25 protein-coding genes and 1 riboswitch are annotated in these 26,403 nt (G+C 56.2%); of the genes, 6 read left to right on the top strand and 19 right to left on the bottom strand.

Going from position 1 to position 26,403, the window contains the following annotated elements:
* Positions 1-87 precede the first annotated feature (87 nt).
* From NOM06_RS09425 to NOM06_RS09440, 4 genes are all read right to left on the bottom strand, one after another.
* Positions 88-1,431 (bottom strand): sigma-54 dependent transcriptional regulator, encoded by a 1,344-nt coding sequence (locus NOM06_RS09425; protein ID WP_255911285.1) that lies wholly within the window; start codon positions 1,429-1,431, stop codon positions 88-90.
* Positions 1,428-2,462, bottom strand: a complete 1,035-nt coding sequence (locus NOM06_RS09430; RefSeq protein WP_005334126.1) for a PAS domain-containing sensor histidine kinase — start codon at positions 2,460-2,462, stop codon at positions 1,428-1,430. Before NOM06_RS09430 ends, NOM06_RS09425 begins: the two co-directional genes overlap by 4 nt.
* Positions 2,463-2,568: 106 nt before the next feature.
* A complete protein-coding gene (locus tag NOM06_RS09435) occupies positions 2,569-3,990 on the bottom strand; it encodes a sigma-54 dependent transcriptional regulator (protein ID WP_255911287.1) in 1,422 nt (473 codons plus the stop codon).
* A gap of 268 nt (positions 3,991-4,258) precedes the next feature.
* Positions 4,259-5,137 carry a DUF2726 domain-containing protein gene (locus NOM06_RS09440; protein ID WP_255911289.1) on the bottom strand — a complete coding sequence of 293 codons (879 nt, stop codon included), beginning with the start codon at positions 5,135-5,137 and terminating at the stop codon, positions 4,259-4,261.
* 197 nt (positions 5,138-5,334) lie between these two features.
* On the opposite strand from NOM06_RS09440, the gene NOM06_RS09445 reads away from it, so the two are divergent.
* From NOM06_RS09445 to ppx, 3 genes are all read left to right on the top strand, one after another.
* Positions 5,335-5,850 (top strand): glycine cleavage system protein R, encoded by a 516-nt coding sequence (locus tag NOM06_RS09445; protein ID WP_069555282.1) that lies wholly within the window; start codon positions 5,335-5,337, stop codon positions 5,848-5,850.
* Positions 5,851-5,924: 74 nt separating this feature from the next.
* Positions 5,925-7,994: a polyphosphate kinase 1 gene (gene ppk1 / locus NOM06_RS09450; RefSeq protein ID WP_005350671.1), complete on the top strand. Its 2,070-nt coding sequence runs from the start codon at positions 5,925-5,927 to the stop codon at positions 7,992-7,994.
* Complete coding sequence (ppx, locus tag NOM06_RS09455; protein WP_139444045.1) at positions 7,984-9,474, top strand: exopolyphosphatase; 1,491 nt, start codon at positions 7,984-7,986, stop codon at positions 9,472-9,474. The genes ppk1 and ppx overlap by 11 nt, the downstream gene beginning before the upstream one ends.
* 60 nt (positions 9,475-9,534) lie before the next feature.
* Here the strand turns inward: ppx and mgtE are convergent, their stop codons facing one another.
* The 14 genes from mgtE to NOM06_RS09525 all read right to left on the bottom strand — a co-directional run bounded on the left by mgtE (position 9,535) and on the right by NOM06_RS09525 (position 24,171).
* Entirely contained in the window at positions 9,535-10,878 is a 1,344-nt protein-coding gene (mgtE, locus tag NOM06_RS09460; protein ID WP_255911291.1) for a magnesium transporter, read from the bottom strand.
* 122 nt (positions 10,879-11,000) lie between these two features.
* Positions 11,001-11,170: riboswitch (M-box (ykoK) riboswitch) on the bottom strand.
* A gap of 183 nt (positions 11,171-11,353) precedes the next feature.
* Positions 11,354-12,562 carry a flagellar hook-associated protein FlgL gene (gene flgL, locus NOM06_RS09465; protein WP_255911293.1) on the bottom strand — a complete coding sequence of 403 codons (1,209 nt, stop codon included), beginning with the start codon at positions 12,560-12,562 and terminating at the stop codon, positions 11,354-11,356.
* A gap of 4 nt (positions 12,563-12,566) precedes the next feature.
* Positions 12,567-14,570, bottom strand: coding sequence for a flagellar basal body rod C-terminal domain-containing protein (locus NOM06_RS09470; RefSeq protein ID WP_255911295.1), 2,004 nt, complete (start codon positions 14,568-14,570; stop codon positions 12,567-12,569).
* A gap of 3 nt (positions 14,571-14,573) precedes the next feature.
* Entirely contained in the window at positions 14,574-15,647 is a 1,074-nt protein-coding gene (gene flgJ / locus NOM06_RS09475) for a flagellar assembly peptidoglycan hydrolase FlgJ (RefSeq protein WP_255911297.1), read from the bottom strand.
* A 43-nt stretch (positions 15,648-15,690) separates the two neighbouring features.
* The gene (locus NOM06_RS09480) at positions 15,691-16,788 is read right to left on the bottom strand and encodes a flagellar basal body P-ring protein FlgI (RefSeq protein WP_005350664.1); all 1,098 of its coding nucleotides are present in this window, start codon (positions 16,786-16,788) and stop codon (positions 15,691-15,693) included.
* Positions 16,789-16,796: 8 nt separating this feature from the next.
* Positions 16,797-17,468 (bottom strand): flagellar basal body L-ring protein FlgH, encoded by a 672-nt coding sequence (gene flgH, locus NOM06_RS09485; protein ID WP_005334152.1) that lies wholly within the window; start codon positions 17,466-17,468, stop codon positions 16,797-16,799.
* Positions 17,469-17,482: 14 nt separating this feature from the next.
* Positions 17,483-18,271 (bottom strand): flagellar basal-body rod protein FlgG, encoded by a 789-nt coding sequence (gene flgG / locus NOM06_RS09490; RefSeq protein ID WP_005334158.1) that lies wholly within the window; start codon positions 18,269-18,271, stop codon positions 17,483-17,485.
* Between the two features lie 14 nt (positions 18,272-18,285).
* Positions 18,286-19,032, bottom strand: a complete 747-nt coding sequence (gene flgF / locus NOM06_RS09495; protein WP_005334159.1) for a flagellar basal-body rod protein FlgF — start codon at positions 19,030-19,032, stop codon at positions 18,286-18,288.
* A 144-nt stretch (positions 19,033-19,176) separates the two neighbouring features.
* Entirely contained in the window at positions 19,177-20,538 is a 1,362-nt protein-coding gene (flgE, locus tag NOM06_RS09500; RefSeq protein WP_157161051.1) for a flagellar hook protein FlgE, read from the bottom strand.
* A 10-nt stretch (positions 20,539-20,548) separates the two neighbouring features.
* Entirely contained in the window at positions 20,549-21,289 is a 741-nt protein-coding gene (locus tag NOM06_RS09505; RefSeq protein ID WP_139494530.1) for a flagellar hook assembly protein FlgD, read from the bottom strand.
* A 15-nt stretch (positions 21,290-21,304) separates the two neighbouring features.
* Positions 21,305-21,724 carry a flagellar basal body rod protein FlgC gene (gene flgC / locus NOM06_RS09510; RefSeq protein WP_005350658.1) on the bottom strand — a complete coding sequence of 140 codons (420 nt, stop codon included), beginning with the start codon at positions 21,722-21,724 and terminating at the stop codon, positions 21,305-21,307.
* Complete coding sequence (gene flgB, locus NOM06_RS09515; RefSeq protein WP_255911299.1) at positions 21,724-22,122, bottom strand: flagellar basal body rod protein FlgB; 399 nt, start codon at positions 22,120-22,122, stop codon at positions 21,724-21,726. The genes flgC and flgB overlap by 1 nt, the downstream gene beginning before the upstream one ends.
* Before the next feature lie 295 nt (positions 22,123-22,417).
* Entirely contained in the window at positions 22,418-23,242 is an 825-nt protein-coding gene (locus NOM06_RS09520; protein WP_005350656.1) for a protein-glutamate O-methyltransferase CheR, read from the bottom strand.
* Between the two features lie 17 nt (positions 23,243-23,259).
* Complete coding sequence (locus tag NOM06_RS09525) at positions 23,260-24,171, bottom strand: chemotaxis protein CheV (protein WP_005334174.1); 912 nt, start codon at positions 24,169-24,171, stop codon at positions 23,260-23,262.
* 144 nt (positions 24,172-24,315) lie between these two features.
* On the opposite strand from NOM06_RS09525, the gene flgA reads away from it, so the two are divergent.
* The 3 genes from flgA to NOM06_RS09540 all read left to right on the top strand — a co-directional run bounded on the left by flgA (position 24,316) and on the right by NOM06_RS09540 (position 25,824).
* Positions 24,316-24,999: a flagellar basal body P-ring formation chaperone FlgA gene (flgA, locus tag NOM06_RS09530; protein WP_106843239.1), complete on the top strand. Its 684-nt coding sequence runs from the start codon at positions 24,316-24,318 to the stop codon at positions 24,997-24,999.
* A gap of 91 nt (positions 25,000-25,090) precedes the next feature.
* Positions 25,091-25,411 carry a flagellar biosynthesis anti-sigma factor FlgM gene (gene flgM / locus NOM06_RS09535; protein WP_005334177.1) on the top strand — a complete coding sequence of 107 codons (321 nt, stop codon included), beginning with the start codon at positions 25,091-25,093 and terminating at the stop codon, positions 25,409-25,411.
* On the top strand, positions 25,408-25,824 hold the full coding sequence (locus NOM06_RS09540; RefSeq protein ID WP_040066163.1) for a flagella synthesis protein FlgN: 417 nt from the start codon (positions 25,408-25,410) through the stop codon (positions 25,822-25,824). The genes flgM and NOM06_RS09540 overlap by 4 nt, the downstream gene beginning before the upstream one ends.
* Before the next feature lie 36 nt (positions 25,825-25,860).
* On the opposite strand, the gene yfcE is transcribed toward NOM06_RS09540, so the two are convergent.
* A complete protein-coding gene (gene yfcE, locus NOM06_RS09545) occupies positions 25,861-26,403 on the bottom strand; it encodes a phosphodiesterase (RefSeq protein WP_255911301.1) in 543 nt (180 codons plus the stop codon).

The raw sequence follows: 26,403 nt of genomic DNA on the forward strand, positions 1-26,403 counted from the left end.
GGCTCAAAGCGCCAAGGGCCCCATGATAATCGAGCCGGGCCGTCAAGACCATGACAGCCCCCACACAGTGCGGTTTCCCTCCCGGCCTCAGGCTGGCAGGTCGATCCCCGCCTCCCGCATCTGGGCCAACTTGTAGCGCAGAGTGCGCGGGCTGATGCCGAGCCGGTCGGCCACCGCCTTGCGACTGCCGTTACAATCTTGCAGGGTGTCGAGGATGATCTGATGCTCCTGCTGCTTGAGCTCGCTGCCGAGGCGATCACCGCCATAGCTGCGATCCACGCTGACAAACTCCATCTCCTGCTCATCCAGCTCTTCCAGAATGAGGTGGTCACAATCAATGACTCCGTCGGGGCTGAGGATCAGGGCACGCTGTACCACGTTGTCCAGTTCCCGCACGTTGCCGGGCCAGGGGTGGGCCAGCAGCCGCTCCCGCGAGGCGTCCGTCAACTGCGGTGTCGGCAGCCCCTGCTGACTGGCGTGGAGCGCCAGAAGGTGCTCCGCCAGCGGCAGAATATCCCCGGGCCGCTCACTCAGGGCAGACCAGCGTAGCGGAAAGACGTTGAGGCGATAGTAGAGATCTTCGCGGAACAGGCCATCCTGCACCGCTTTTTTCAAATCCCGGTTGCTGGTGGCGATGACCCGCACATCCAGCGGGATCATCTTGCGACTGCCGAGCCGCTCCACCTCTTTCTCCTGCAACACCCGCAGCAATTTGGCTTGCAGCCCCTGATCCATCTCGGTGATCTCGTCAAGTAGCAGGGTGCCCCCCTGCGCCTGCTCGAACTTGCCCGGGCACCCCTGTACCGCACCGGTGAAGGCCCCCTTCTCGTAGCCAAACAGGGTCGCCTCCAGCATGTTTTCCGGAATGGCGGCGCAGTTGATGGCGACAAAGGGCTGCTCGGCGCGGCTGGAGTTATCGTGAATGTAACGGGCCAGCACCTCTTTCCCCGTCCCGCTCGGGCCGGTCACCATCACGGTCGCTTCGCTTCTGGCCACCCGGGTCGCCAGCTGGAACAGCTCGGCCGTTTTGGGATCCCCGTAGACCACGGCGCGCTTCTCCACCTTCTGGGCGGGCACATAGCGGCTGACCTGATTAAGCAGCACCTCTGGGGAGAACGGCTTGGCCAGATAGTCGATGGCCCCTTCGCGCATGGCGCGCACCGCGCCGTCGATATTGGCGTAGGCGGTCATCAGCAGCACAGGTATCTGCGGATATTGCTGGCGGATAGTAGCCAGCAGAGTGAGACCGTCCATCCCCCCCATCTGGATATCGGAGATCACCATGTCAAACGGCTGACGGGAGAGGGCCAGCAAAGCCCGCTCGCCGCTGTCCGCTTCACGGCACTCATAACCGCCGAGCAACAAGGTATCCACCAGCGCTTCGCGCAGGCCATTGTCATCTTCAACTACCAGGATCCTGGCCTGTGTCATGCTACACCTCCAAGCTGCACCGGTTGCTGGTGCAGGGGGAACGACAGAGTAAAGCAGGTGCCTTCACCGGGAACCGAGGCCACACCGACCTCCCCCTGATGGGCACGCACTACAGATTGCACCACCGCCAGCCCGAGGCCAGTGCCCTGGGAGCGAGTGGTAAAGAAGGGTTCGAATACCTGACCGAGCTGATGGGAAGGGATCCCCTTGCCATTATCGATGACCCGCATCTCCACACGGGCGCCACTGCGCACCGCGCTGACCAGCAGCGAGGTGGCCCCTGCCTGTTGGGCATTGGCAATCAGATTGTTGATGGCCCCCGCCAGCGCACTGCTGTTGGCCAGCAGACAGAGATCGGGCTCCGGCGCCTCCATGTGCAGCTCGCAGCCCTGCTGCTGGCAGAAGGCCTCGGCTCCGGCCTGCACTTCGGCCAGCAGCCCTTGTACCGAGATGGGGGTGACCACCTGATTGTCGCCATTGCGGGCGAACAGCAGGATGTCGTTGATCTGCTTCTCCAGATCCTGCAAACGGGCCATCAGCTTTTGCTGAAACTGAGTGCGAGATTCCGGCTTGAGGGTGCGGTTGGCCAGATTGGCGGCATAAAGCATGGCGGCGGAGAGCGGCGTGCGGATCTGGTGGGCGAGCGAGGCTGCCATATTGCCCAGCGCCGACAGTCGCTTCATGTGGTTGATGCGGTCTTGCAGTTTACGGGTTTCGGTCAGGTCATTGATAAAGACCAGCTGGCCGGGCTGATCCGGCAGCGGTTGGGTCGAGAGCTGCACCCGGCGCCCGTCACGCAGGGAGATCTCGTGGCCATCATCCTCGCGCGGCTCGAAGCAGCGCGCAATGATGTGGCGCCAGAGCTCCCCTTCCAACGGCTCCCCCAGCAAGGAGATGGCCGCCGGATTCGCGCGGGTGACCACCCCAGCTCCGTCAAGCAGCAACACCCCGGTGGGGAGCGCCTTGAAGATGGCATAGAGCTGGCTCACTTCGTGGGACTGGAGTGGCATGTCCTGCTGCTGGATTGTCATAAACCTGACCTCAAACTGGCTATTGGGTGAGGTTATTCAATTTCCATGCCACTAAATTATTTCAATTAAAACAATAGATTGAATGTTGGCGTCAAGGCTTTGACCATTAGACGTCCTTGCTCATCCCGTACTTTTTCATCTTCTCCACCAAAGTGGTACGGCGCATGCCAAGCAGATCGGCGGCGCGGGCCACCACCCCGTCCTGAGACTCCAGCGCCTGACGGATCAGCTCCACTTCGAGGTCGGCCAGCATCTCTTTGAGGTTGACCCCCTCCTCCGGCAACTGCATGGTGCGAGCCGAGGTGAGGAAGTGATCCAGCTCGGGCGGGTCCTGAAACACCGCCGCCAGCGCATCCCGCTCATCCATCTCGGTCAGCCGCTCATCCCGCGGCTCGCTCGGCAGCAAGCGATAACGGCTCGGCAGATCGGCCACATCGACGATCTGGTGCGGGTAGAGGATCAACAGCCGCTCCAGCAGGTTGGATAGCTCGCGCACGTTACCGGGCCAGGGGTACTGCATCAGTGACTCCAGCGCCCGCTGGGTCAGCCGGATAAAGCCGTGGTGCTGCTCGGCATGGCGATTGAGCAGCTCCTGCAGCAGCAGCGGGATGTCGTCGATGCGATCCCGCAGCGGCGGCGTCTCAATGGGGAAGACGTTGAGGCGGTAGTAGAGATCTTCGCGGAAACCCTGAGTGCGGATCATCGCCTCCAGATCCCGGTGGGTAGCCGCAATGATGCGCACATCGGCCTGAATGGGCTTGCCGCCACCGACCCGGTCGAACAGCCGCTCCTGCAATACCCGCAGCAGTTTGACCTGCATCGGCATCGGCATGTCGCCGATCTCGTCGAGAAACAGGGTGCCCCCCTGCGCCAGCTCGAAGCGACCGCGACGGGCCGCGATGGCGCCGGTAAACGCCCCCTTCTCGTGGCCAAACAGTTCGCTCTCCAGCAATTCGGCGGGAATAGCGCCGCAGTTGATGGGCACGAAGGGGCCACTGCTGCGGGAAGAGAGTTCGTGGATAGCGCGCGCCACCACCTCTTTACCGGTGCCGGACTCGCCGAGGATCAGCACGTTGGCATCGGTCTCGGCCACCTGGCTGATAAGGCGGCGTACCTCCTGGATCCCCTTCCCTTTGCCCACCAGCAAACGCAGCAGGGCCTGCCCCTTGTCATGGGTCTGCTGACGGGGATGCAAGGATACAAAGGCCTGACAGAAGTGCAGATGACGGGTGAGGGATTCATAGGTAAAAGGCGAGAGCGCGACCCCGATAAAGTTGCTGTTGGGCAGATCAGCCTCAACCAGCGAGAGGAAGGGGGTACGGGGGAAAGCAGCCAGCAGCTCTGACAAGGGACGGTCGGTCAGCTCACCCACCAGCACCCCTTGCAGCGGTCCGGAGGATTCGATGGCCACATCCAGATCGCTTTGTGCCACCTCCTGCCACGGGATCCCCATAAACGAGAGCACGGTTCCCAACTGTTGGCGCCGCTGCGCATCGGCATCAACAATCAACACGCCCATCTCCACCATATCCATTCCTCGCGATGTCCTGAACTAACTTATTGTTTTATTTGATGATAAAACAGCTACCGACTGTCTTTTTGCTGGCACACAAAGTGCCAAAATTCCGACACATTGTCAAAAACTGTCGTATTCAGGCTAAGTGTATCGACAGAAACGAGAGATTAGATAAATTTTGCCGAGGAATTTTCTGCATTGACGCCGTTAACAAACGCAGCCAAAAGCGGAAAGAAAACTGCCCTCGTCAGAGGGCAGCATGGGACACGGTGAAGCGCATTCAGTGGCGATTATGGTGGTGCGGCGCCGCGTAACGACACTCGGGGAAACGGCTGCAAGCCAGAAAGAGTCGACCGGCGTGGGGGCCTTTTTTCGCCTCCCGCTCCACCAGCGGCGCATCGCAGCGGGGGCAGTGGTGTACCTCGTGCTCTTCATCATCCTCCACATCGGCGAACAGGCTATCGACCAGCTCCCCCTCACTCTGTGGCGCCTCCACCGCCCCGTTGGCCTGGATGGTGGGCTCGCGGAGCGACGCAGGCGAGATGGCCTCGGCATGGGCAGTGCGGCCACGCATCCCGGTACAGACATCCACACCATCCAGCAACAGAGGGTTGAAGGTGGGCTCGCGGCGCGCTCCGTGCGGCAGATCGTCGATCAACGGTTCGCTGGTTTTGACCAGCAGCGGCAGGATCTGTTCGCGCAGCTCTTCCACCAGATAGCTGGCACTTGCCGGGATCTGCAGCAACGGCAGTCCGGCGCTGTCGCAGGCGGTTTTCAGAAAGAGATCCCGCGCCTTGCGCTTCTGGTGACGGTGGGAGCTGTCATCGAGTTCGATGGCGCAGATAAAGGAGAGATCCGCGGGGTGGCAAAGCAGATAGTCGAAATGCTTGGCGCTGATCTTGTTGAAGTACTGCTGCCATTTGCTTTTGCCGATCCCGGCCTGCGGCGTCAGCACATCGGCCACCCGCACCTTGGCAAAGACCCGGGCCTTGTCACCCACCGCCAGATCCAGCACCCCGAGGAAGGATCGCTCGGCGGGACTGAACAGGGTCTCCTGCACATCATAGGGCAGGCGCTTTTGCTGTCTGCCTCTGCTCCAGAAGATCGCCAGCACAAGCAGCGCCAGCAACAACAATCCCGATAGGACAAGGGTATTCATGAGAGCACGATCCAGTTCACGACACGAAAGGGGGGATCACTTTACCACAGCCGCAACGGAGCAAGGCAGCAGACCCGTGTATGGAAAGTGAAAAGCCCCGTCTTTTTATCTATTTGTCAGCAGGCGGGGGTTCATATGACCAGCCCCAGCAGGCACAATAGGGATAGAGCAAGAAATCCCATTTCAAGGAGAGCAGGATGCAAAAGCAATTGGTGGTCACCGTGATCGGTGCAGACAAACCCGGGATCGTCGAAAGTCTGGCAGCTGTCATCAGCCGCGAGCAGGGCAACTGGCTGGGCAGCGCCATGAGCGAACTGGCGGGCCAGTTTGCCGGTATCCTCCATGTCTCTGTCCCCGATGAGCACTATCGCAGCCTGTGCGAAGCACTGGCCCTGCTACCGGGTCTGACCATCAGCTTTGCCGAAGGGACACCGACCGCCGAGCCAGCCCATCAAGTCATGATGACAGTGACCGGCAACGACCGCCCCGGTATCGTCCATGAAGTAGCCAGCATCCTGCGCCAGCTCGAGATCAACGTGGCCGATCTCACCACTGGCTGTGAACCGGCTCCCCACTCCGGCGCCCCTCTCTTCTATGCCCATGCGCTGGTTGCCCTGCCCGACGGGCTCGCGATGGATACGCTTATCACCGCGCTGGAATCCCTCTCCGACGATCTGGTGGTCGACATCGACGAAGGGTTCAGCGAGCAGTAACAATACTGTCATTTATTTGTCATATATTAACGCCATAACTGCCGCGCAGACGCGACCTGAAACAGAGGCACAAGATGAGCACCGACAAGCAGTATGAAGAGAAAGAGCTGAGCTGGCTCTCATTCAATGAACGGGTGTTGCAAGAGGCAATGGACAAGACGGTGCCCCTCATCGAGCGGGTTCGTTTTCTGGGGATCTTCTCCTCCAACCAAGATGAGTTCTTCAAGGTACGGGTATCGGACGTCAAGCGCCGCATCCTCATCAATGAAGTACATGGTGGCGACGATGAAGCGAAAGTGCTGCTGCGCGCCATCCAGCAAAAAGTGATGGCGCTCGGTGAAGCGTTCGACAACACCTACAAGGAGCTGTTGATTGCGCTCGCTCGCCACAACATCTTCCTGGTCAACGAGAACCAGCTCTCCGATGCCATTCAGAAATGGCTGCGGGTCTTCTTCAAGGAGAAGGTGCTGCGTCACATCATCCCGATCCTGCTCAACAAAGAGGTCAATCCGGTCAAATTCCTCAAGGATGAGTACACCTATCTGGCCATCGAGATGAAGAAGAACGGTCAGGTGATCCAGTACGCCCTGGTGGAAGTGCCGACCGACGACCTGCCCCGCTTCTTCCAGCTGCCGCCGGAAGGGACCCGCCGCAAGAAGCAGATCATCATTCTGGATAACGTCATCCGCTTCTGTCTCGACGAGATTTTCAAAGGCTTCTTCGACTACGACGAGATTGCCGCCTATGCGGTAAAGCTGACCCGGGATGCCGAATATGATCTCTCCGACCAGCTGGACTTGAGCCTGGTGGACAAGATGAGTGATGGCTTGAAGCAGCGCCTCACCGCCATGCCGGTGCGCTTCGTCTACGAGCGGGAGATGCCCGCCGCCATGATAAGCTTCCTCAAGCTCAAGCTGCAGATCAGCTCCTACGATGCCATCATGCCGGGTGGACGCTATCACAACTTCAAGGATTTCATCGGCTTCCCCAACGTGGGCCGTGACTATCTGGAAAACCCCAAGCTGCCGGCCCTCGATTGCCGCGATTTTGACGGCTTCGTCAACGCCTTCGATGCGATTACCAAGCAGGATATCCTGCTCTACTACCCGTATCACAAGTTCCACCACTTCACCGAGTTGGTGCGCCAGGCGGCGTTCGATCCTGCGGTGAGCGCCATTCGCATCAATATCTACCGGGTCGCCAAGAAGTCGCGGATCATCCACTCCCTCATCGATGCTGCCAACAATGGCAAGAAGGTGACCGTGGTGGTCGAACTGCGCGCCCGTTTCGACGAAGCGGCCAACATCGACTGGGCCAACATCCTCACCGATGCCGGGGTCAAGGTGGTGTTCGGGGTACCGAGCCTCAAGATCCACTCCAAGCTCTGCCTCATCACCCGCCACGAAAATGGCGAGGCGGTGCGCTATGCCCATATCGGCACCGGCAACTTCAACGAGAAGACCGCCAAGATCTACACCGACTTCTCGCTGCTGACCCGCAATCCGGATATCACCGCCGAAGTGGAAGGGGTGTTTGAATACATCGAGTACCCCTATAAGCGATACAAATTCAACCACCTGCTGGTCTCCCCCATCAACAGCCGCCGTCAGCTCTATCGCCTCATCGACAACGAGCTCTCCAACGCCAAGGCGGGCCAGCCGAGCGGTATCATCCTCAAGATCAACAATCTGGTGGACAAGGATCTCATCAACCGCCTCTATGCCGCCGGGCAGGCGGGAGTACCGATCCAGATGATCATCCGTGGCATGTGCGCCCTGCGTCCGGGCGTACCGGGTCTCAGTGACAACATCAAGGTGATCAGCATCATCGACCGCTTCCTCGAGCACCCGCGGGTGATGGTGTTCCACAACAAGGGCAACCCCCAGCTCTATATCTCCAGCGCCGACTGGATGAGCCGCAATATCGACGGCCGGATCGAGGTGGGTACCCCCATTTATGACGAGCGGCTCAAGCAGCGCATCATGGACATTCTCGAACTACAACTGAGTGATACCTGCAAGGCGCGGGTCATTGATGCCGACCAGCAGAACGAATATGTGAAGCGGGGCAACCGCCGCAAGATCCGCTCTCAGGTGGCGATTTACGACTATCTCAAACGTATCGAGTCAAACAATGGACAATAGTCTCTATGCCGCCGTGGATCTCGGCTCCAACAGTTTTCATATGGTGATAGCCCATCTGAGCGAAGGGCGTTTTCGCATCGTCGATCGCATCAAGGAGCGGGTGCGACTGGCGGAAGGGATGGATGAGCAAAAGCGGATGAGCCCGGAGGCGATGGAACGCGGCCTCGCCTGTCTGTCACTCTTTGCCGAGCGCCTCACCAATATCAAGCCAGATCAGATCCGCATCGCCGGCACCTACACATTACGCCGCGCCAGCAACGCCCGCGAATTTGTGAGTGAAGCTGCCAAGGTGCTCAACCACCCCATCGAGATCATCAGCGGGCAGGAAGAAGCACGGCTCATCTATCAGGGGGTTGCCCATACCCAGCATATCGAGGGCCAGGTACTGGTGATCGATATCGGCGGCGGCAGCACCGAACTCATCATCGGTGAAGGGTTTGAACACAAGGCCCTCACCAGTCGCAAGATGGGCTGCGTCAGCTTTACCCAAAGCTTCTTTGCCAGCGGCAAGCTGAGCGACAAGCACTTCACCAATGCCGTGCTGGAGGCGCAGCACCAGCTCGCCCCCATCGTCAACCAGTACCGCAAGCTGGGCTGGCAGAGCTGCCTTGGCAGCTCAGGCTCGATCCGCACCGTGCGCGACGTGCTGCAAGGTGAGGGGCTGACCGATGGCAGTATTACGCTGGAGGGGCTGGAGCGGCTCAAGGCGCTGATGATTGAGCGCAAGCGAGTCGATAACCTCAAACTGGTCGGGCTTACCGAGGAGCGTCAGGAGGTGTTTGCCGCTGCGGTCGCCATCCTGCTCGGGCTGTTTACTTCGCTGCCCATCGAGCGGCTCGACTACTCCGACGGTGCCCTGCGCGAAGGATTGCTGTATGAGTTCGAGGAGCGCTTGCAGCACCACGATATCCGCGAGCGTACCGCACAGGCGCTAGGCACCCACTACCGGATGGACCGCAAACAAGCAGCCCGGGTGGAGCAGAGCGTGCTGACGCTGTTTGATGCCTTGCAAGAGCCCTGGCAGATGGAGATAGAGCCCTATCGCGCTATCCTCGGCTGGGCGGCCCGGCTGCACGAAATTGGCCTTGCCATCAACTACAGCGGCATTCACCGCCACTCCGCCTATATCCTGCAACACACCGACCTGCCTGGCTTCAACCAGGACGATCAGGCCCTGCTGGCGGCGCTGGTACGCTTTCAGCGCAAGGGGCTCAAGCTCTCCGAGCTGCCTCCCCTGCCCAACCACGACATGCAAACGGTGCTGCGCTGCATCCGCATCCTGCGCCTCGCGGTCGCCGCGCACCACAAGCGCCAGGACAACCTGCTGCCCGAGTGGAAAGTCGCAGTGCAAGGGGATCAGCTGGTCGTGACCCTGCCGATCGACTGGTGCGAGGAGAACCGTCTCCTGATGCAGAATCTGGAGAAGGAACACCGCTACTGTCAGGAGCAGGGCTGGCCACTGTTGTTCCAGCTCGGCTAAACCGGAGAGATAAATGAAAAAGGCAGCCCACTGGCTGCCTTTTGCATCTCAATCTCCCGGTTACTGCAACTCGGGCAACAACCACTTGGCCATCTCGAAGTAGATGATAAGGCCGGTGCCATCCACCAGTGTCGCGATGAATGGCGCAGAGACCACCGCCGGATCGATGCGGAAACGACGCAGCACCATGGGAATAATGGATGCGACCGTGGCACTCCAGAGCACGATGGCGATGATGGTAAAGGTCACTACCATACCAATCTGGGGACCGACGCCAAGACTCCATGCCCGCACCCAGGCCGCCATGGCAATGGCCCCCGAGATGAGCAGACCGGTGGAGAGCTCCTTTTTCAGCACGGTGCCGAGATTGCGCAGACTCACCTCCCCGACCGCCATGGCTCGTACTATGGTGGTGGTGATCTGGGTGCCGCTGTTACCGCCAGTACCGATCAGGAGCGGAATGAAGAAGGCCAGCGCGATAGCCGCTTCCAGCTGCTCCTCAAATGCCCGCAACACGGTGCCGGTGTAAGCTTCCGCCACAAACAGGATAAGCAGCCAGCCCACCCGTTTGCGCCACAGCTGCCAGGGGGTCGCCTGCAAGTAAGGGGTATCGAGCGGTGATGAGCCCCCCTGCATCTCGGCATCCTCGGTGGATTCGAGCTCCAGAATATCCGCCGCATCATCGACGTGGAAAATACCGACCAATCGCCCCTGATCCTCGACCGGCAATACCGACAGGTCACGGTCGATGAGCAAGCGCGCTGCCAGCTCCTGATCCGCCCGAGCGTTGATCCGCACCGTCTCCCGATCCATCAGGGTCGCGACACTGGCCAGCGGGTCGGCGATCAGCAAGGTCTTGAGGGAGAGGCTTCCTTGCAGACGACCATCCCCGTTGACCACATAGATATGGCGAAACAGCTGGGCATTGTCCCAGGCATCGTGGATCAGCTGTTTGGCGTGACCGACCGTGTCCTCCTCCCGCACCGCCAGATATTCGTGGCGCATGTTGGCACCCACCGACTCGGTGGGCCAATCCAGCAGGGAGTAATACATGGCCTGCGCCTGGGTCGGGAAGCGAGCCAGCAACATGGTTCGATCCTGACGACCCAGTTTGCGCAGGATGGCGACCATCTCGCGACGGGGAATAGCCTCCTGCAACACGCTGACGATGCTGCCATGGAGCCGCTGCAACAGGCGCCCGGCACTCTCGGCCGAGAGTGAACCAAGCAGTTCGGCCCCTTGCTGGATTGGCAGGGTATCAAAGATGCAGTTGAGCTCTTCCGGACGCAGGGTCAGCAGTTGATCGGCGCGCTGAACCGGATCCAGATTATGTTCCAGCCAACCCTGCAGGGCCGCCAGATCGAGCAGTTGGTGACGGTTAAGAATGGTATGTGTTTTCTTCATCACAGATATCCTCATGTGATTTCAGGCGAGCCTGAATGCCTCCGGAAATAACCGGATGCAACGACAAGAAAACAGCAATTTGATTGACGAGTAATAGGCAGGAAATGACGCCGTTCGGCGTGTCATCATCCCCACGTACCAGCTTTAGCACTGTATAACGTATCCGGCATGCCGGAAGCCACTTGGGTTTACACCTTAATCCGATGAAAACTGTCCTGATCTTGGGCGTCTCTGGACGTCGTGAGATCAGTGGCCTGTGTTTATACAGGAGCCTCGCCTAACGAGATGCTGCAAATAATTCGCACAACCCTCTGTTGTGCGGGCGGCATGATTATCCAATCCCGCAGGGAGGTCAACCCCGCAACCACCATTAAATTGGCAACGGCAACAGCTTGTTACAATTGGCAGGAGATGACACGGAACCAATTTTCATAGTCTGGACAAAAGAAAAGGCCCCAAAGGGGCCCTTCTTTAATTAGCGAATATAGTCAAATAGTGTCAGACGACTTATTTTGCTGAACGAGAGTTGCGAGGCACTCAATGCCGCATCCTCTTTTGACAGCGCGGAGATCACTTCATAGAGATCCGCTTCCGACACCTTGGCTCTCGCCTCGGCGTTGAGGGTACTCAATCCCTCATTGGAGCCCATAGCCTGTTCCAGACTGTTCATCCGTCCGCCCAACTCACCCAACCCATGATCGATATTCAGGCGGGCATTCTTCATATGAACGGTGGCATCGGCTATTTTCTGCTCGAAGGTCTCGGCAGAAATAGCCGGATCTCGCAGAGCTGTAATAAAGTCCGACATACCATTCAATATGTTGTCATTCTTCGGTGGATTAAGATCAAACTGCTGAGCCGCACCACCTGCAGGCAAATCAAGGGTCAACTCCAGACCATTAAAGGGGATCTTGGTGCCAGCAGTGTAGTTACCCGTTTGCAACGTATTGCCACCGGCATCCTTGATATCATAGGTATCAGGCGGACCTATGGTGGTTGATACGGTATAAGTGTTGCTGGGCAGTGCCGAGTTATAATTGGACTTATAGAAATTATCAAAGTTACCCTGATCGCCTATCCCGACCTTGATATTTGCGGTGGTTGCACTGGCGGTTCTTCTGGTCGCCACGATTTCAAACAGATCCTGCCCGGAATCATTGGCAGCGATTTGTACTGTGGGTGAGACCTGAATATTTCGCTGACCTGGATCACCCTGATAAATATATTTTCCGTTGACGTCTTTTATATATGGCTGGGTCTTGCTCTGATTGCCACCAAATATAAATTCACCCGATGAGTTTTTGCTATTCATCAGGTCGAACATCTGCTGCTGCAACCCTTCAAGCTCGCTGGCGATGGCCTTGCGATCATCCATGCTGATAGCGCCATTATTTGACTTCTGGATCAGGGTCTGGGCACTGAGCATCGCCGTATTAAGAGAATCCAATACTGTCTCTTCATGCCCCAGGCTGTTTTCCAGCAAGCTGCCATTGACACTGTACTGCCTGAACAGGTCAATCTCCTTGGTCAGAGCCATCTTCTGGCTCATCCCTGCGGGATCTTCGCCGGCAGTCTGAAATTTATTGCCGGTTTGCAACTGTTGATAGGCAGTATTCAACCGCTCGTTGGCACTGTTGAGGGAATATAAATTCCGGTCGTAGATCATGTTGGTGGTGATGCGCATGACGTTACCTCACGGAAGAGAGCAGTGTATCGAAAATGGTTTTGGCCGTGCTGACGATTTGCGCCGATGCCGCATAGGATTGCTGGAAGCGGATCAGATTGGCCGCCTCCTCCTCCAGATTGACCCCAGACACGCTTTCAAAGATGCCGGTGCTCTGGATAAGCTTGGACTCATTGGCCTTGAGCAGCGTTTTTGCCTGACTGGTATTGTTACCCACTTCCATCACCAACCCGGAATAGGCCTGATTGAAGGTCATCTTGTCGTTAGTCGTCCCACCATTGGTGCTCTTGCGCACCAGATCCTTGTTTTGCAGCTCGGCCAGAACCAGGCCATTGCTGTTATCGGCAAAGCCATTGCTGTTGTAACTGAGCTTGAAGCTGTCACCAGCATCCACCGTGCCGGTGATGCTGAACTCGTAGCCGGGGGCCTGTTTCGGGTTGGCATAGACTGCGGCTCCGGCGGGGAAAGGGTTGACGATCGCAGACATCAGGTTTTGCCCTTTGCTGCTCGCAGGGGCAGTGCCAATCAGGGTAGTGCCATCGGCTTGAAACACCTGATAGTTACCGTTAGCGTCAATCTTGACGACCTGAGGCGCTGTCGGGCTCAGACTATTGGTACCAAAACCTGACCCTGCACCTGTATTGAATACGCCACCCAGTTTGATATCTGCCCCGCCGCCATTATTAGTAGTCTTTTCCGCTTTAAGCGGAGAGGCCAGGGCCAAATCTTCCGGTCGGGTGATCAGCTGACCCAGACCGGCCGCCGCACTTTTGGTGGGTTGCAGCAACAGTTTGTCACCCGCAGCCGGCGTACCGGTGAGATCGATCGAGATCCCGTGTCCGGGCAGCTCAAAGGTCGCTGGTGGCATGGTCCCCGTGCTCACAGAGGTACGATTACCAGACTTGTCCAGCGAGAACACCTCATAACCGGTGGCGCTGCTAAAGCGCACTTCGTAATCTAACGGGGTCACTGATGTCCCCTTGCCCGGCACGAAGCTGACATTCGCCCCGACCGTCCCCGTGTTATTGCCGTAGGGTAAGCCCTTGCTGGTAGGCAGGGTGAAGATATCGCCGCCAATCTCGTTATCCAGATCCATCCCGAGGCGGTTCTGCTGGTTCATCGCATCCGCCATCGCCACGGCCAGCTGCCCCAGTTCGCGCTTGGTCGGCTCAAGGTCGGTACGCGCCTTGAACAGCCCCCCCATGGCACCACCAAACGTATCGTGATCGATGGTTGCCTTGTTCGCCCCCAGGGTCAGCTGCAGCTCCTGATCCCGGGAGTCAGGATCTCCTGCAATCACCTTGAACTGGGCGACGCCCCCATCGAGGATCAGCGAATGGCCAGTGCTCATATTGACCAGCATGCTGCCGTTGGGTTGAGCTACGGTGCGAATATCCATCTTCTCCGACAGCTGGCGGATCGCCTCATCCCGTTGATCAAACAGCATCAGGTTCTCTTCGGGTGACCCCTGGGTGCGGATGATGGCCTGATTAAGATCATTGATGCTGGTGAGCAGGCTGTTGACCTGCTTGGTTTCATCTTCAATGCGGGTGTTGAGGGTATCGCTCTGCTTGTCGAGCTGCGCCGAGAGGGTATGAAAACGGTTGACCATGCCACTCAACTCCGTCATCACCACCTTGCGCCCACCGATCTCGGCAGGCGATTCATTGGCAGAGTGAAATGACTTGAAGTAGGAGGTGATGGCCGCCCCCACGCTGTTGCTGGTATCCCCAAGCAAGCTGTCAACGCCAGCCAGCTGTTCATAATGGGTCAGGGAGGCATGATAGGCAGAGGTATCACGGCGCACCTCCCCCTGCATATAATCGTTGATCACCCGCTCGGTCTTGATGTCACCGGTCCCCAGACCGATGGTATTGGTATACACCAGCGTACGCTCACGCACATAGCCCTGGCTATTGACGTTCACTATGTTGTTACTGGTGGTCTGCAGCAGGCGTTGCTGTGCCAGCACGCCCGATGAACCAATCCCAAGCAGGTCGCTTGCCATACGTTACAGCTCCATCTCGTTGTATTGGGCAATGGCGTCACTGCGCAATACCTGTTTCAATTTTCTGGCGTAGTGCGGGTCGGTGGCATAACCCGCCTGTTGCAGCGCCTCAAAGTAGCGATCAGGACTATCCACCTTCGCCAGGGCACCCTTGTAGCGAGAGCCGGAAGTGAGGAAGTCCACGTAGTCGTTGAAGCTCTCTTCAAACGACTCATAGGAGCGAAATGCCGCTTTCTGGCGGGAGGCGACGCCTTGCTCATACTCGAGCGTGCTGACCACCGCCTTTGGCCCTTCCCAGCGCGGATCGGCCTTGATACCAAACAGGTTATGGGTCACCTGCCCCTCGCCATCCTTGATCACCCGCTTGCCCCAACCGCTCTCCAGTGCCGCTTGGGCGACCAGTACCGCCGGGCTTAACCCCAGCTTGTCGGCCGCTTTCTTGGCCAGCGGCATCAGGCGATTAACGAACTCTTCCGGTGTATCGAACTCTTTGCCCCCACTACCGGTGGCACTGCCCTCTTCGCTGGTCATGCGTCCCATGGGCGGAATGCTGCGGTGCGGTCGACGGGGCATAGTGAGTGCGTGGCTCTCCTTGACCCCCTCGGTCATCTCTTTTTCAGCAAAATCTTTGCCAACTTTTGATGCCGCGATCAAATCATCGGCAGCCGCCGTCGGTGGCTGATAGGGTTTGTAGGTCCGTTCGGTGCGCTGCGGCATCTTGAGCACCCGTCCATCCTGATGGGTAAAGGTCTCGGGAGAGAGCTGCTTGGCCACCATATCAGCCAATCCCAGTCCCCCCTTGCTGGACATGTCAGCAATCCGCTGCTCATCCAGCATCCCTTCATAGAACTGGGTATAGCTGCTATTCATCGGGTTGTCCTGAGTCAACACCCCGTTGGCCTGACGCATGCTCTGAAACAGCATCTGGGTAAAGATTGACTCGAACTGGCGTGACGCACTCTTGAGCGCTTCGGCCTGCCCTTCTTTGCTTTGGCTCATCTGGCGCAGACGGTCCAGGTTCTTGATATCCTGTACCATCCCGAGATTCATGCCGCTGTTGCTGTCAAACTCCGCCATTTTGCTTACCTCATTGCCACCCGTGGCAACCACTTGCCGCTTGTTACAATATGACCAGTTGCCCCTCGATGGCGCCTGCCTGCTGCAGCGCCTCAAGGATGGCCATCAAATCACCGGGGGCGACCCCAACCTGATTGACCGCCCGGACCAGATCGTCCAGGGTCGCACCGGTATCAAACTTGAACATCCGCCCCGGCTCCTGCTGGACATTGATGGTCGAGTTGTTGGTCACCGTCGTCTCTCCTCCCGCCAGCGGGTTGGGCTGGGAGACCTGCTGGTTTTCGGCGATGGTCACCGTCAACCCGCCGTGGCTGATGGCAGCCGGTTTGAGCTTGACCTGGCTGCCGATCACTATGGTTCCGGTGCGGGAGTTGACGATGATCTTGGCCGCCTCGTTGGCCGGATCCACCTCCAGATTCTCGATGGTGGCGAGATAGGAGACGCGCTGACCCGGATCCCGCGGGGCATAGACCTTGACCGAGGTGGCATCGAGCGCCTGAGCGGTATTGGGCCCCACCAGATCGTTGACCACATCGGCCAGACGGCGCGCAGTAGTAAAGTCGGGTCGGTTAAGGTTGAAGGTGATGGTGTCCCCCTGACTGAAGGAGTTGGGCACCTCCCGCTCCACGGTCGCACCGTTGGCAATCCGCCCGACAGTCGGGGTATTGATCACTACCTTGGAGCCATCAGCCCCCTCGGCCCCCAGACCACCGACCACCAGACTGCCCTGGGCAACCGCATAAACCCGGCCATCGAGCCCTTTCAGAAAGCTCTGCAGCAGAGTGCCGCCCCGCAGGCTCTTGGCCTCGCCAATGGCAGAGACCGTCACATCGATGGTCTGGCCCGGCTTGGAGAAGGGGGGCAGGTCGGCATGTATCGCCACCGGCGCCACATCCTTGATCTTGGGCTTGATGTTATCCGGCACCTTGATGCCAAAATTGTTGAGCATGGTACGGAAGGTCTGCTCGGTGAAGGCGTTGTTCTTCTCGCCAGTGCCGGGCAACCCCACCACCAGACCGTAACCAATCAGCTGGTTGTTACGCACCCCTTCAACCGAGCTGATGTCCTTGATCCGGGCCGCATTGGCCACGCCCAAGGGCAGCAGACAGCAGAGCAGTGTGACGAGACGGAGTGACTTCATAACATCTCCTAGAGCGGCCACCAGGGACCATTGAAAAAGCTGGTAAGCCACCCTTGCTCCTGGCTATTGGCCAGATCGCCGGTACCACCGTAGTAAATGCGGGCATTAGCCACTTTCTGGGACGAAACGCTGTTGTCAGACGTCACATCCTCCGGGCGAATAAGGCCGGTGATCCGGATATATTCATTGCCATTGTTGAGCATGATCCACTTCTCGCCGCGCACCACCAGATTGCCGTTGGGCAGAACCTTGGCCACGCTGACCGAAATATTGCCCTGCAGGCTGTTGCTCTGGTCCGCTTTGGCCTGCCCCTTGAACGCGCTGTTCTGACCAATGGAAGCCGAAAGATCATATGGACTGGCGGTGACTGGCACGCCACCCAGCTTGACCGGATCCAGATTGAATTTATTGTCCTTGCCACTCTGGGTATTGGCCTTTTTCGAGGCGGAGGTCGACTCCGACAACTCGATGGTAATGATGTCGCCTACCTTGTGCGCCTTGATATCCGAATAGATGCCATTGACCTGATCCGGCTGGAAAATCGCCCCTGTCGGCCGCACCGACACCGGCTCCGACTCCCCGTAGACGGGGGAAAACTCGGGATCATCAGGCTTGGGCGTATTGGGAGTGCTGCTACACCCTCCCAGCACCAACAATCCCAGCATCCATACGGCTTTCATCATGCACCTCCTAATTAGGTACGCTGGATCAGGAAGGACATCATGCCGTCAACGGCAGAGAGTACCTTGGAGTTCATCTCGTAGACCCGCTGAGCCTGAATGAGATTCACCAGCTCTTCGGTCACGTTGACGTTGGAAGTCTCCAGCATCCCCTGCTTGATCACCCCCAAGCCATCGGCACCGGCAGTCCCCTGCGCGGCAGCACCGCTGGACTGGGTCTCGACGAACATGTTCTCCCCCATCGGCTGCAAGCCGCTGGCGTTGACGAAGTCGGAGATATTGATCTGACCGACGACCTGAGAAGCGCCATCGCCCTTGAGCTGCACCGAGACCTGGCCATCTTCACCCACCGTAACGCTCTGGGCGTTTTCCGGGATCTGGATTTCCGGTTGCAGCGGGTAACCATTACCAGGAGTCACTATGGTCCCTTCATCGTTGAGGGTGAACTGACCGTTGCGGGTATAGGCCGCACTGCCATCCGGCAGCTGAATTTCAAAGTAGCCACGACCACTGATCATCAAATCGAGCGAGTTGTCGGTGGTTTGTACGTTACCCTGGCTGTGGTTTTTCTGGGTCGCCACCACCTTGGCACCCGCCCCCAACATAAGGCCGGAGGGGAGCTCGGTATCGGCAGAGGAGCGGCCACCGGGCTGATTGATGTTTTGATAAAGCAGATCTTCAAAGATGGCCCGTGACTTTTTAAAGCCCACGGTGCTGGCGTTCGCCAGGTTGTTCGAAGTGACCGAAATATTGGTCTGCTGTGCATCCAACCCGGTCTTGCTGATCCAGAGTGCGGGATTCATAGGTAACTCCTTGATTAGCTGATTCGCAGCAGTTGGGTTTGAGCTTCATCATTCTCTTCGGCCGTCTTCATAATTTTGACCTGGGTTTCGAACTGGCGTTGCAGCCGGATCAGGTTGGTCATCTCATCCACCACATTGACGTTGCTCCCTTCAAGGGAGCCGGCAATCAGGCCGACATTGGCAGAGGCGGGTTCATTCTGACCATCCTTGCGGCGAAACAGACCATCTTGCCCCTTCTCCACCGCATCGGCGGCCGGGTTGACCAGCTTGATCCGCTGGAAATCTTCCGGCAAGTTGGCGGCTGCCCCCTCCGGACGACCGCTGATGGTGCCATCCCGATTGATCTCGAGTTTCTCCATCGGCATCGGCAGCACGATGGGCTGACCACCGTCATCCACCACATTCAGACCGGTCGAGGTCTGCAAATTGCCGGTCGCATTGACCTGCAAATTCCCCATGCGGGTATAGGCCTCGCCCCCCTTGGGATCCTGCACGGCAATCCAGCCGGGACCATCCACCGCCACGTCCAGATCCCGTCCGGTGGTCATCAACATGCCATGCTGCAGGTTCTGACCCGGGCGCTCAGCCATGGCAAAGACCCGGCTTGGCAAGCCCTCTCCGAACGCCTGCATGCTTCTGGCCTGCTCGAAATCGGACTTGAAACCGGTGGTATTGGCATTGGCGAGGTTGTTTCCGCGAACAGCCAGGCTGTTCATGGTCTCTTTGGCCCCGGACATGGCGATATAAAGCAGGTGATCCATGGAATTCTCCGTCAAACAGATGACTCTGACAGGAGAAATGCAATTAGAGTGCCAACAGCAGAAATATGGGGGGAGAAGGAGGATGGGAATGCGACAGAAACAGAGAGGGGGCCAAGCCCCCTCTCATTATCATTTATTGCGCGATTAACGAATCTGCAGGATGGTCTGCTGCAACGAACTGTTGACCTCCAGAGAACGAGAGTTGGCCTGGAAGTTACGCTGGGCAGTGATCAGGTCAACCAGCTCCGAGGTCAAATCCACGTTGGACTGCTCCAGCGCCGATGATTTGATGGTCCCGAAAGTACCCGAGTTCGGTGTCCCCGGCAACGCCTCACCAGAGAGCAGGGATTGGCGCCAGGAGGTATCGCCGACCTGAGTCAATCCCTGTGAGTTGGCAAACTTAGCCATGGCCACCATGGCGACCTTAATCGTAGTTGCGTTACTGTAGGTCGCGGACACAATACCATCTGGCGTGATCTCGACCTTGGTCAAACGACCGACAGTAGAGCCATCCTGTGTCAACTTACTGACTTCAAATGGTGATGAATATTGGGTTACTGTCCCAAATACAATATCAACCTGTTGGGTAGGATCTGCGCCATTTGTAATAATACCGGCCCCAGGATTAGGCCCAGTAATTGTACCTAAAGGTTCCGTTTTTAATGTTGCTGGTGAAATCGCATTCATTTTACCATCAGAACCAAACGTAATCTGCGCAGCTTTCGGAGCTTGCGCCAAAGTTCCCGTCATGGTGGGCGCCGTGCCTCCTTCAATGTTAATCGGCTTGTCACCTTGATAAAGGTACATACGCCAAGACGGAGGATCCGCAGGTTTGGTTGGATCTGTTGTGTCAGCATCTTTGACAAAATATTGCGTAATCGTATGAGGTTCTCCAAGAGAGTCATAGATCACTACTGATGTAGATGAAGAATAAGTCTTTGAATCTTTCGGGTCAAAATTCGAAGGTGTAAATAACTGTGGTTTAGTTGTTGAGGTTGAAGGTAAATTGAAACTCGCTTCTATTTTGCTTGTTTTCACAGGCTCACCCGCCCGATCTGGGATCTGGATAGGTTTGGTTGCGTTAATACTCACTGCTTTCGGAGACCCATCTTCGTTAATCTCATACCCTTGCAGATAATGGCCCTGATTGTTGACCATATAGCTGTTTTCATTGAGCTTGAAGGCACCGGCACGGGTATAGGTGCGATCCAAGTTAGTCAGGCCATCAGAGGTCACAAAGAAGCCATTCCCCTGAATCGCCAAGTCCAGTGCGTTATTGGTAAATTGCAGCGCCCCCTGATGGAACTGTTGGGCAACCGCTCCGGTCGCTACACCGTTACCGACCTGGGTCTTGGCATTGACAAAGATGGAGTTGGCGTAGACATCCGCAAACTCGGCACGGGACTCTTTAAAGCCCATGGTGTTAACGTTAGCAATGTTGTTAGCGGTGACGTTCAAGTCTTTTTGTGCCGCGTTGACACCGCTCAAGGCATTGTTAAATGACATATCCAGCTCCTTAGATCGATGCTGTCGACGTGGTTTTTGACGGTGTAACCGTCGGATTTGAATTGGTGCCTGAAATTTGCAGAATATTGTTCAAATATTCGCTACCCAGCCCTCTCAAATTGAGGCGAGTCGGGTTAGTGGCATTGCCCAAGGCAACACTGTCTACTTTGGCATAAGCAAATGTGGCAATACTTTCCGACTTGCCATCGAGGGTACCGCTGGCTTTGATGACATACTTGCCGGCGGCAACTCGGTTACCGGCCTTGTCTTTACCGTCCCAAGCAATTTCAACATTACCTTTTTGGTCTCCTTCGAGGGGAAACTCCTTGATAACCTGTCCCTTTTCATCTTCAACGGTAATTTTGACGCCTGAATATTTATTCGTTGTTCCTACAGCAACGACCGCAGATAACGAACCATCCTTGTCTAAAAATCCTGTATTGCCCTGTAGCAATACATTTTGGCCTACCAGAGAAGACGCTTGCAGAGCCTGGCTGGATATCATCTGGTCATTAAGCTTGCCCATCTGGGTAGACAGACTGCTGATCCCCTCCGACGTAGACATAGAGGCCATCTGGGAAAGCATCTGGGCATTGTCGACCGGCTTGAAGGGGTCTTGATACGACAATTGCATTGTTAGCAGCTTCATAAATGAAGCCTGATCCAGCTCTTTCTTGGGCGTCGCTGTGGTGCCTGTCGTCTGGGTCGTGGTACGGCTGATGCCATTCACGTTATTGGTTGTATCGACCATGCTGCATCCCTCCTATCAGGATTTGCCAAGCTGGAGCGTCTGCTGCAGCATCTTTTTGGCCGAATCTGCAACCTGTACGTTGGTCTGGTAGCTGCGCGAGGCGTTGATCATGTCGGCCATCTCTTCAACCATGTTGACGTTTGGCTTGAAGATAAAACCGTCTTTGTCCGCCATCGGGTGGTTGGGGTTGTACTCTTTAAGCAGTGGCGCTTTGCTCTCGACAATCCCCTTCACCTCAACCCCGACCGAACCCTGCTTGTCAGACATCGCCTGATCGAGCTGGGCGGCAAAGACTGGCCGCCTGGCGTGGTAAGTATTTTCCACACTGGAGCTGACGCTGTCCGCGTTGGCCATGTTGCTAGCAACTGTGTTGAGGCGCACTGACTGTGCACTCATAGCCGAGCCTGCTATGTCAAAGACCTTGAACAAACTCATCACTGCTCTCCTTTCAGGGCCTTGAGCAGGCCACTGATCTTGCTATTCATAAATTCAAGGGAGGTTTGATACTCGAGGCTATTGCGCAGAAATTCGCTGCGCTCCTGCTGCACATCGACTGTATTGCCGTCACCGGTATCCGGTTGCAACGGGTTGCGATATTGCACGGTACCCGGAGCGCCCATATTCAAGGCAAAGTGCTTTTCGCTGGTCGTTGCCAAACCAAAACTCTGATGCGACTGAGCCTCCTGCAATGCCTGAGCAAAATTGATATCCCTGGCTTTGAAGCCTGGGGTATCTGCGTTGGCAATATTGCTGGACAACACCTCGGCACGCTTGGCGCGAACGCTTATGGTGTGTTGATGCACACCGAATGCCTTGTCAAATGAAAGAGCCATAGCACACCTCCTGCTTGGTATATTTTGTTTGCAAGAGGTGTGCCATAAGCAAATCACTCAGTTCGATGGTTTGGGTACGAGCACATTTCAGACCGAAAACGGCAGGAGCATCTCGTGCCTTGAGTCAGACGGCATCATTTGGCCACCTTAAGGCTTCAACTACTTTTGCAGTGGCGAGATATGGTAGGTAAATAGAAAGACTGAGCTGTAGATAAAGAAAGAGGGAAGCTCATAGCTTCCCTCTTTGCATGAACTGGCAATATTCGGCAGACCCCGAATATCAAGGCCATCAAGCCTATTTGACCTTGTAGACAATCCCCGGATTACAGCGGATCATCTCGAACCGGTCGGTCAACCCGGCCAGTGACTCCGACGCGCCCAGCATCAGATATCCACCGGGATTGAGACTGGCAGCAAACTGGTTGAGGATCTTCGATTTCACTTCCGGCGCAAAATAGATGAGCACGTTACGGCAAAAGATAATGTCAAACTTGCCGAGCAGACTATAACTCTCCAGCAAGTTGAGTGGCCGGAAGGTGGTCAATTTTCTGACTCGCTCGGCAACCCGCATCTTGTTGTCACCGTAAGGCTCAAAAAACATCTTCTTGCGCTCCGGTGACAAACCGCGTGCCAGAGCAAGGCTATCGTAAACGCCTTCCTTACACTGATTGAGCATGGTCGTCGAAATATCCGTCCCGACAATCTGCACGCCACCAGGCAAGGTCCCCGGCTTTTTCATCTGCTGCTCCAGTGCCGTCATGGCAATGGAATAGGGCTCCTGACCTGACGAGGATGCAGCCGACCAGATCTTGATGGGGCGGCCACTTTTCCCCAACTCGGGGAAAATCTTGTCAGTAAGAAGCTGAAACGGGTAAGTATCACGAAACCAGAGGGTCTCGTTGGTCGTCATGGCATCTACTACGGCCATTTTCAGGTCACGCTCTCGCACACTCATTGCACGGGTAACCAGATCAGACAGACTCTCGATGCCAAACTGAGCCATCAAAGGTGAAAGACGGCTCTTCACCAGATACTGTTTGTTATCCCCCAGCACAATTCCGCTCTGTACCGCCAGAAAGTTGCTGAACTGTTTGTATAAGTCGTCCGAAAGTGTCTTCATGCAGCTGTTCTTCTTTATTAGAGTGCGTTTTGTACGGCCTTGGCCAATTCATCAGGCTGGAACTTGGCGATAAAATTGTTCGCACCAACTTTCTGCACCATTGCCTGGTTGAATACTCCACTGAGCGAGGTATGCAGAATAACATGCAAATCCTTGAGATTGGGATTATTCCGGATCTCGGCAGTGAAGGTATAGCCATCCATTTCCGGCATTTCGATATCCGAAATAACCAGCGCAACCTGATCCTTGATAGGACCATTTTTGGTCATTTCCAGCAGCATGTTCAATGCTTCGCGGCCATCTTTTGCCAACACGCACTCGACACCGATAGCCTCAAGCGCACGTTGTACCTGTTTGCGTGCTACTGAGGAGTCATCAGCAACAAGAACAGGACGCCCCAGAGTCGGGTGGTCGACACTGGCCTGAACCAACTCCTCACTCACATCCGTTGCAACCGGCGAAATTTCGTTCAATATCCGCTCAACATCAAGAATTTCGACCAACTCGCCGTCGACTTCAGTCACGGCTGTCATGTAGTTGATGCGACCTGCACCTTTGGGCGGAGGCAGGATGGATTCCCAGTTCATATTGATGATGCGCTCGACCGAATGCACCAAAAAGCCCTGAATAGAGCGGTTGTACTCGGAGATGATAATGAAGCATTTGCTCAGATCATCAATCGGGCGTTTGCCAACAGCCATGCTGAGATCGATGACCGAGATAGTCTGGCCACGAATATGTGCAACCCCGCGGATGCAGGAGTTCAGTTTGGGCATCACGGTCAAGGGGGGACACTGCAACACTTCACGCACTTTGAATACGTTGATGCCAAATCTTTGACGTCCATTGAGACGAAACAACAACAACTCCAGCCGGTTTTGCCCCACTAGCTGGGTACGTTGGTTGACCGAGTCCAGGATACTGGCCATAAACACTCCCTAAAAACGCTTGGCATTAATCATGCATGCGTGATGGATTGCGTCAGACTATCGATGTGACAACGAACAGATTCTGAAGCAATCATAGTTAAATATGGTGATATGCGTGAACAACTTATCGACCAACGAGCGAAAATGATTAACCGACTTTTACTCATCAGCCTCTTTTTTGGCAGCATATCTTCCAGCTACGCCTCGGACGTCACTACTTATCTGCAAGAAAAGGCACAAGAGTTCGTTTACAGCCAGCTGGATATTCCGTTGGATGCCAGAGCCGAGGTCACCTCTGCCACACTGGATGAACGGCTCCCACTGACCCGCTGCGAAGATCTACTCACTATCAGCTTACCAGCAAAAATGGAAATTCGCCGTAATACAACAGTTTACCTTAAATGTGAGGAAGAGAGGCCCTGGGACGTCTATCTACCGGTGCGGGTCAGCATTCAAAAGCCCTATGTCACTGTGACCAACCCCATCGCCAAGGGGGACCTGCTGAGTGAAAGCCGGCTGGTGTTGGCCTATCAAGATCAGACCCTGATCCGCGGCGACTACCTGACTGACACCGCCCCTCTTGTCGGAGTACGCAGCAAGCGGGAGCTAAAACCTGGGCAACCCATCCGTTTGAGCCAGGTTTGTGTCGTGTGCAAAGGGGATCAGGTCACCCTGACGGCAGAAAACAGCAACTTCCAGATCAAAACCATGGCCCGAGCCTTGCAAGATGGCAGCTTCGGAGAGATCATCAAACTCGTCAATATTCGCTCCGGCAAAACCGTTGAGGGTAAAGTCAGTGCGGTAGGTGCCGTATCGGTCACTTTTTAAATCCTGATCCTTGACAACTTTTTTCTAAAGTTTTGATCTGCCGCACCGATAAACAGGTAAGCAAACCTTAAAGCAGACGAAGGTAACTAAAATGGCCATCAACAATATCAACAACTTGGCGAATAATCGGTTGCAAAATACCGCTAATAGCCAGGGGACAGGCAGCAAGTCAGTCACCTCATCGCCCGAAAACAAAGCGGCTACTGTCAAACTGGACTCCGTCTCCTTGACCAGTGAGGCGCAACAATTGCAAAAGATGCAACAAAACCTCAATACCGCCTCGACCGGCAATGAGAGCAAGGTCGAACGGCTGAAAAAAGCCGTCGCGAGTGGCGAATATCAGGTTAACAGCGACGCTGTGGCCAAGAAGATGTTCAGTTTCGAGGCCAATCTGGACAAAGTTCTGGGATGATGGATTTACCTTCGTTACTGCACACCCAAGATGATTACCTCAGCCAGATGCAAGGCATTCTGGAAGAGGAGTTCAGCTTGCTCGAACAGCATCAGGCACTGGCCCTGCCCGCACTGACCGAGCGCAAACAGCAGTTGCTTGCTGCGATAGAAACTCTGGACAAGACACTGGCAGAGATGCCAGAACTGGCACTGCAGCTGGCAGCCTATCCCGACGAGATGGCACAACTTCGTGCAAAACTGGATGCTTGCCAGGCACAAAATGATATCAACGGTCGCTTGCTTGAATTGAGCATCGTCTCAAACCGTCGTCTGGCAACCTTTCTGAGTCAGCTGCGCGATCGCAACAGCCTCACCTATGACGCCAAGGGTAACACTCGCTCTGGCACCCGCTCCTACGGTATCAAGGCCTGACATCTCTTATCAGGCCTTGCATTTTTGCTCTCCGTTTTAAAGCACCAGTCGCAACAACTCTCGCCCGTCCTCACACGCATTGACGCGCAGTACTCCGTCCTCATAGCTCCCGTAACTGGCAGGCAACTCGCCACGCGGGAAACAGATCGACCCCGGGTTCATCAATACCCGCCCCCCCTGCCACTCCAGCACCGGCACATGGGTGTGGCCGCTCAGGAACAGACTACCCGCCGGAAGCTGAACCTCGTCCGGGCGATAAAGATGGCCATGGCTGACAAACCAGCGCCGCTCATCGACCAGCAGCTGGTTGTAGGGGGCTGTGATGGGAAAGCGCAACAGCATCTGATCCACTTCGGAATCGCAATTGCCCCGCACCGCGATGATCTGTGACGCCAGCTCGTTGAGCCGATCGGCCACCGCGGCCGGGTTATACCCTTCCGGCAGAGGATTGCGCGGGCCATGGTTGAGCAGATCGCCGAGCAGCAGATAGTGATCCGGCTGCCAGGGCTCAAGTTGGGTCAGCACCCGCTCCAGCGCAATGATGCTGCCGTGGATGTCGGAAATGATGGCAAGTTTCAT

Origin of the sequence: Aeromonas sp. JL9 (assembly GCF_024436075.1) — a bacterium.
Classification (GTDB): domain Bacteria; phylum Pseudomonadota; class Gammaproteobacteria; order Enterobacterales; family Aeromonadaceae; genus Aeromonas; species Aeromonas veronii.

Coding starts and splice junctions, on each gene's coding strand:
- NOM06_RS09425 (WP_255911285.1), bottom strand. CDS start 1,431: ATGACACAGGCCAGGATCCTGGTAGTTGAAGATGACAATGGCCTGCGC.
- NOM06_RS09430 (WP_005334126.1), bottom strand. CDS start 2,462: ATGACAATCCAGCAGCAGGACATGCCACTCCAGTCCCACGAAGTGAGC.
- NOM06_RS09435 (WP_255911287.1), bottom strand. CDS start 3,990: ATGGTGGAGATGGGCGTGTTGATTGTTGATGCCGATGCGCAGCGGCGC.
- NOM06_RS09440 (WP_255911289.1), bottom strand. CDS start 5,137: ATGAATACCCTTGTCCTATCGGGATTGTTGTTGCTGGCGCTGCTTGTG.
- NOM06_RS09445 (WP_069555282.1), top strand. CDS start 5,335: ATGCAAAAGCAATTGGTGGTCACCGTGATCGGTGCAGACAAACCCGGG.
- ppk1 (WP_005350671.1), top strand. CDS start 5,925: ATGAGCACCGACAAGCAGTATGAAGAGAAAGAGCTGAGCTGGCTCTCA.
- ppx (WP_139444045.1), top strand. CDS start 7,984: ATGGACAATAGTCTCTATGCCGCCGTGGATCTCGGCTCCAACAGTTTT.
- mgtE (WP_255911291.1), bottom strand. CDS start 10,878: ATGAAGAAAACACATACCATTCTTAACCGTCACCAACTGCTCGATCTG.
- flgL (WP_255911293.1), bottom strand. CDS start 12,562: ATGCGCATCACCACCAACATGATCTACGACCGGAATTTATATTCCCTC.
- NOM06_RS09470 (WP_255911295.1), bottom strand. CDS start 14,570: ATGGCAAGCGACCTGCTTGGGATTGGTTCATCGGGCGTGCTGGCACAG.
- flgJ (WP_255911297.1), bottom strand. CDS start 15,647: ATGGCGGAGTTTGACAGCAACAGCGGCATGAATCTCGGGATGGTACAG.
- NOM06_RS09480 (WP_005350664.1), bottom strand. CDS start 16,788: ATGAAGTCACTCCGTCTCGTCACACTGCTCTGCTGTCTGCTGCCCTTG.
- flgH (WP_005334152.1), bottom strand. CDS start 17,468: ATGAAAGCCGTATGGATGCTGGGATTGTTGGTGCTGGGAGGGTGTAGC.
- flgG (WP_005334158.1), bottom strand. CDS start 18,271: ATGAATCCCGCACTCTGGATCAGCAAGACCGGGTTGGATGCACAGCAG.
- flgF (WP_005334159.1), bottom strand. CDS start 19,032: ATGGATCACCTGCTTTATATCGCCATGTCCGGGGCCAAAGAGACCATG.
- flgE (WP_157161051.1), bottom strand. CDS start 20,538: ATGTCATTTAACAATGCCTTGAGCGGTGTCAACGCGGCACAAAAAGAC.
- NOM06_RS09505 (WP_139494530.1), bottom strand. CDS start 21,289: ATGGTCGATACAACCAATAACGTGAATGGCATCAGCCGTACCACGACC.
- flgC (WP_005350658.1), bottom strand. CDS start 21,724: ATGAGTTTGTTCAAGGTCTTTGACATAGCAGGCTCGGCTATGAGTGCA.
- flgB (WP_255911299.1), bottom strand. CDS start 22,122: ATGGCTCTTTCATTTGACAAGGCATTCGGTGTGCATCAACACACCATA.
- NOM06_RS09520 (WP_005350656.1), bottom strand. CDS start 23,242: ATGAAGACACTTTCGGACGACTTATACAAACAGTTCAGCAACTTTCTG.
- NOM06_RS09525 (WP_005334174.1), bottom strand. CDS start 24,171: ATGGCCAGTATCCTGGACTCGGTCAACCAACGTACCCAGCTAGTGGGG.
- flgA (WP_106843239.1), top strand. CDS start 24,316: ATGATTAACCGACTTTTACTCATCAGCCTCTTTTTTGGCAGCATATCT.
- flgM (WP_005334177.1), top strand. CDS start 25,091: ATGGCCATCAACAATATCAACAACTTGGCGAATAATCGGTTGCAAAAT.
- NOM06_RS09540 (WP_040066163.1), top strand. CDS start 25,408: ATGATGGATTTACCTTCGTTACTGCACACCCAAGATGATTACCTCAGC.
- yfcE (WP_255911301.1), bottom strand. CDS start 26,403: ATGAAACTTGCCATCATTTCCGACATCCACGGCAGCATCATTGCGCTG.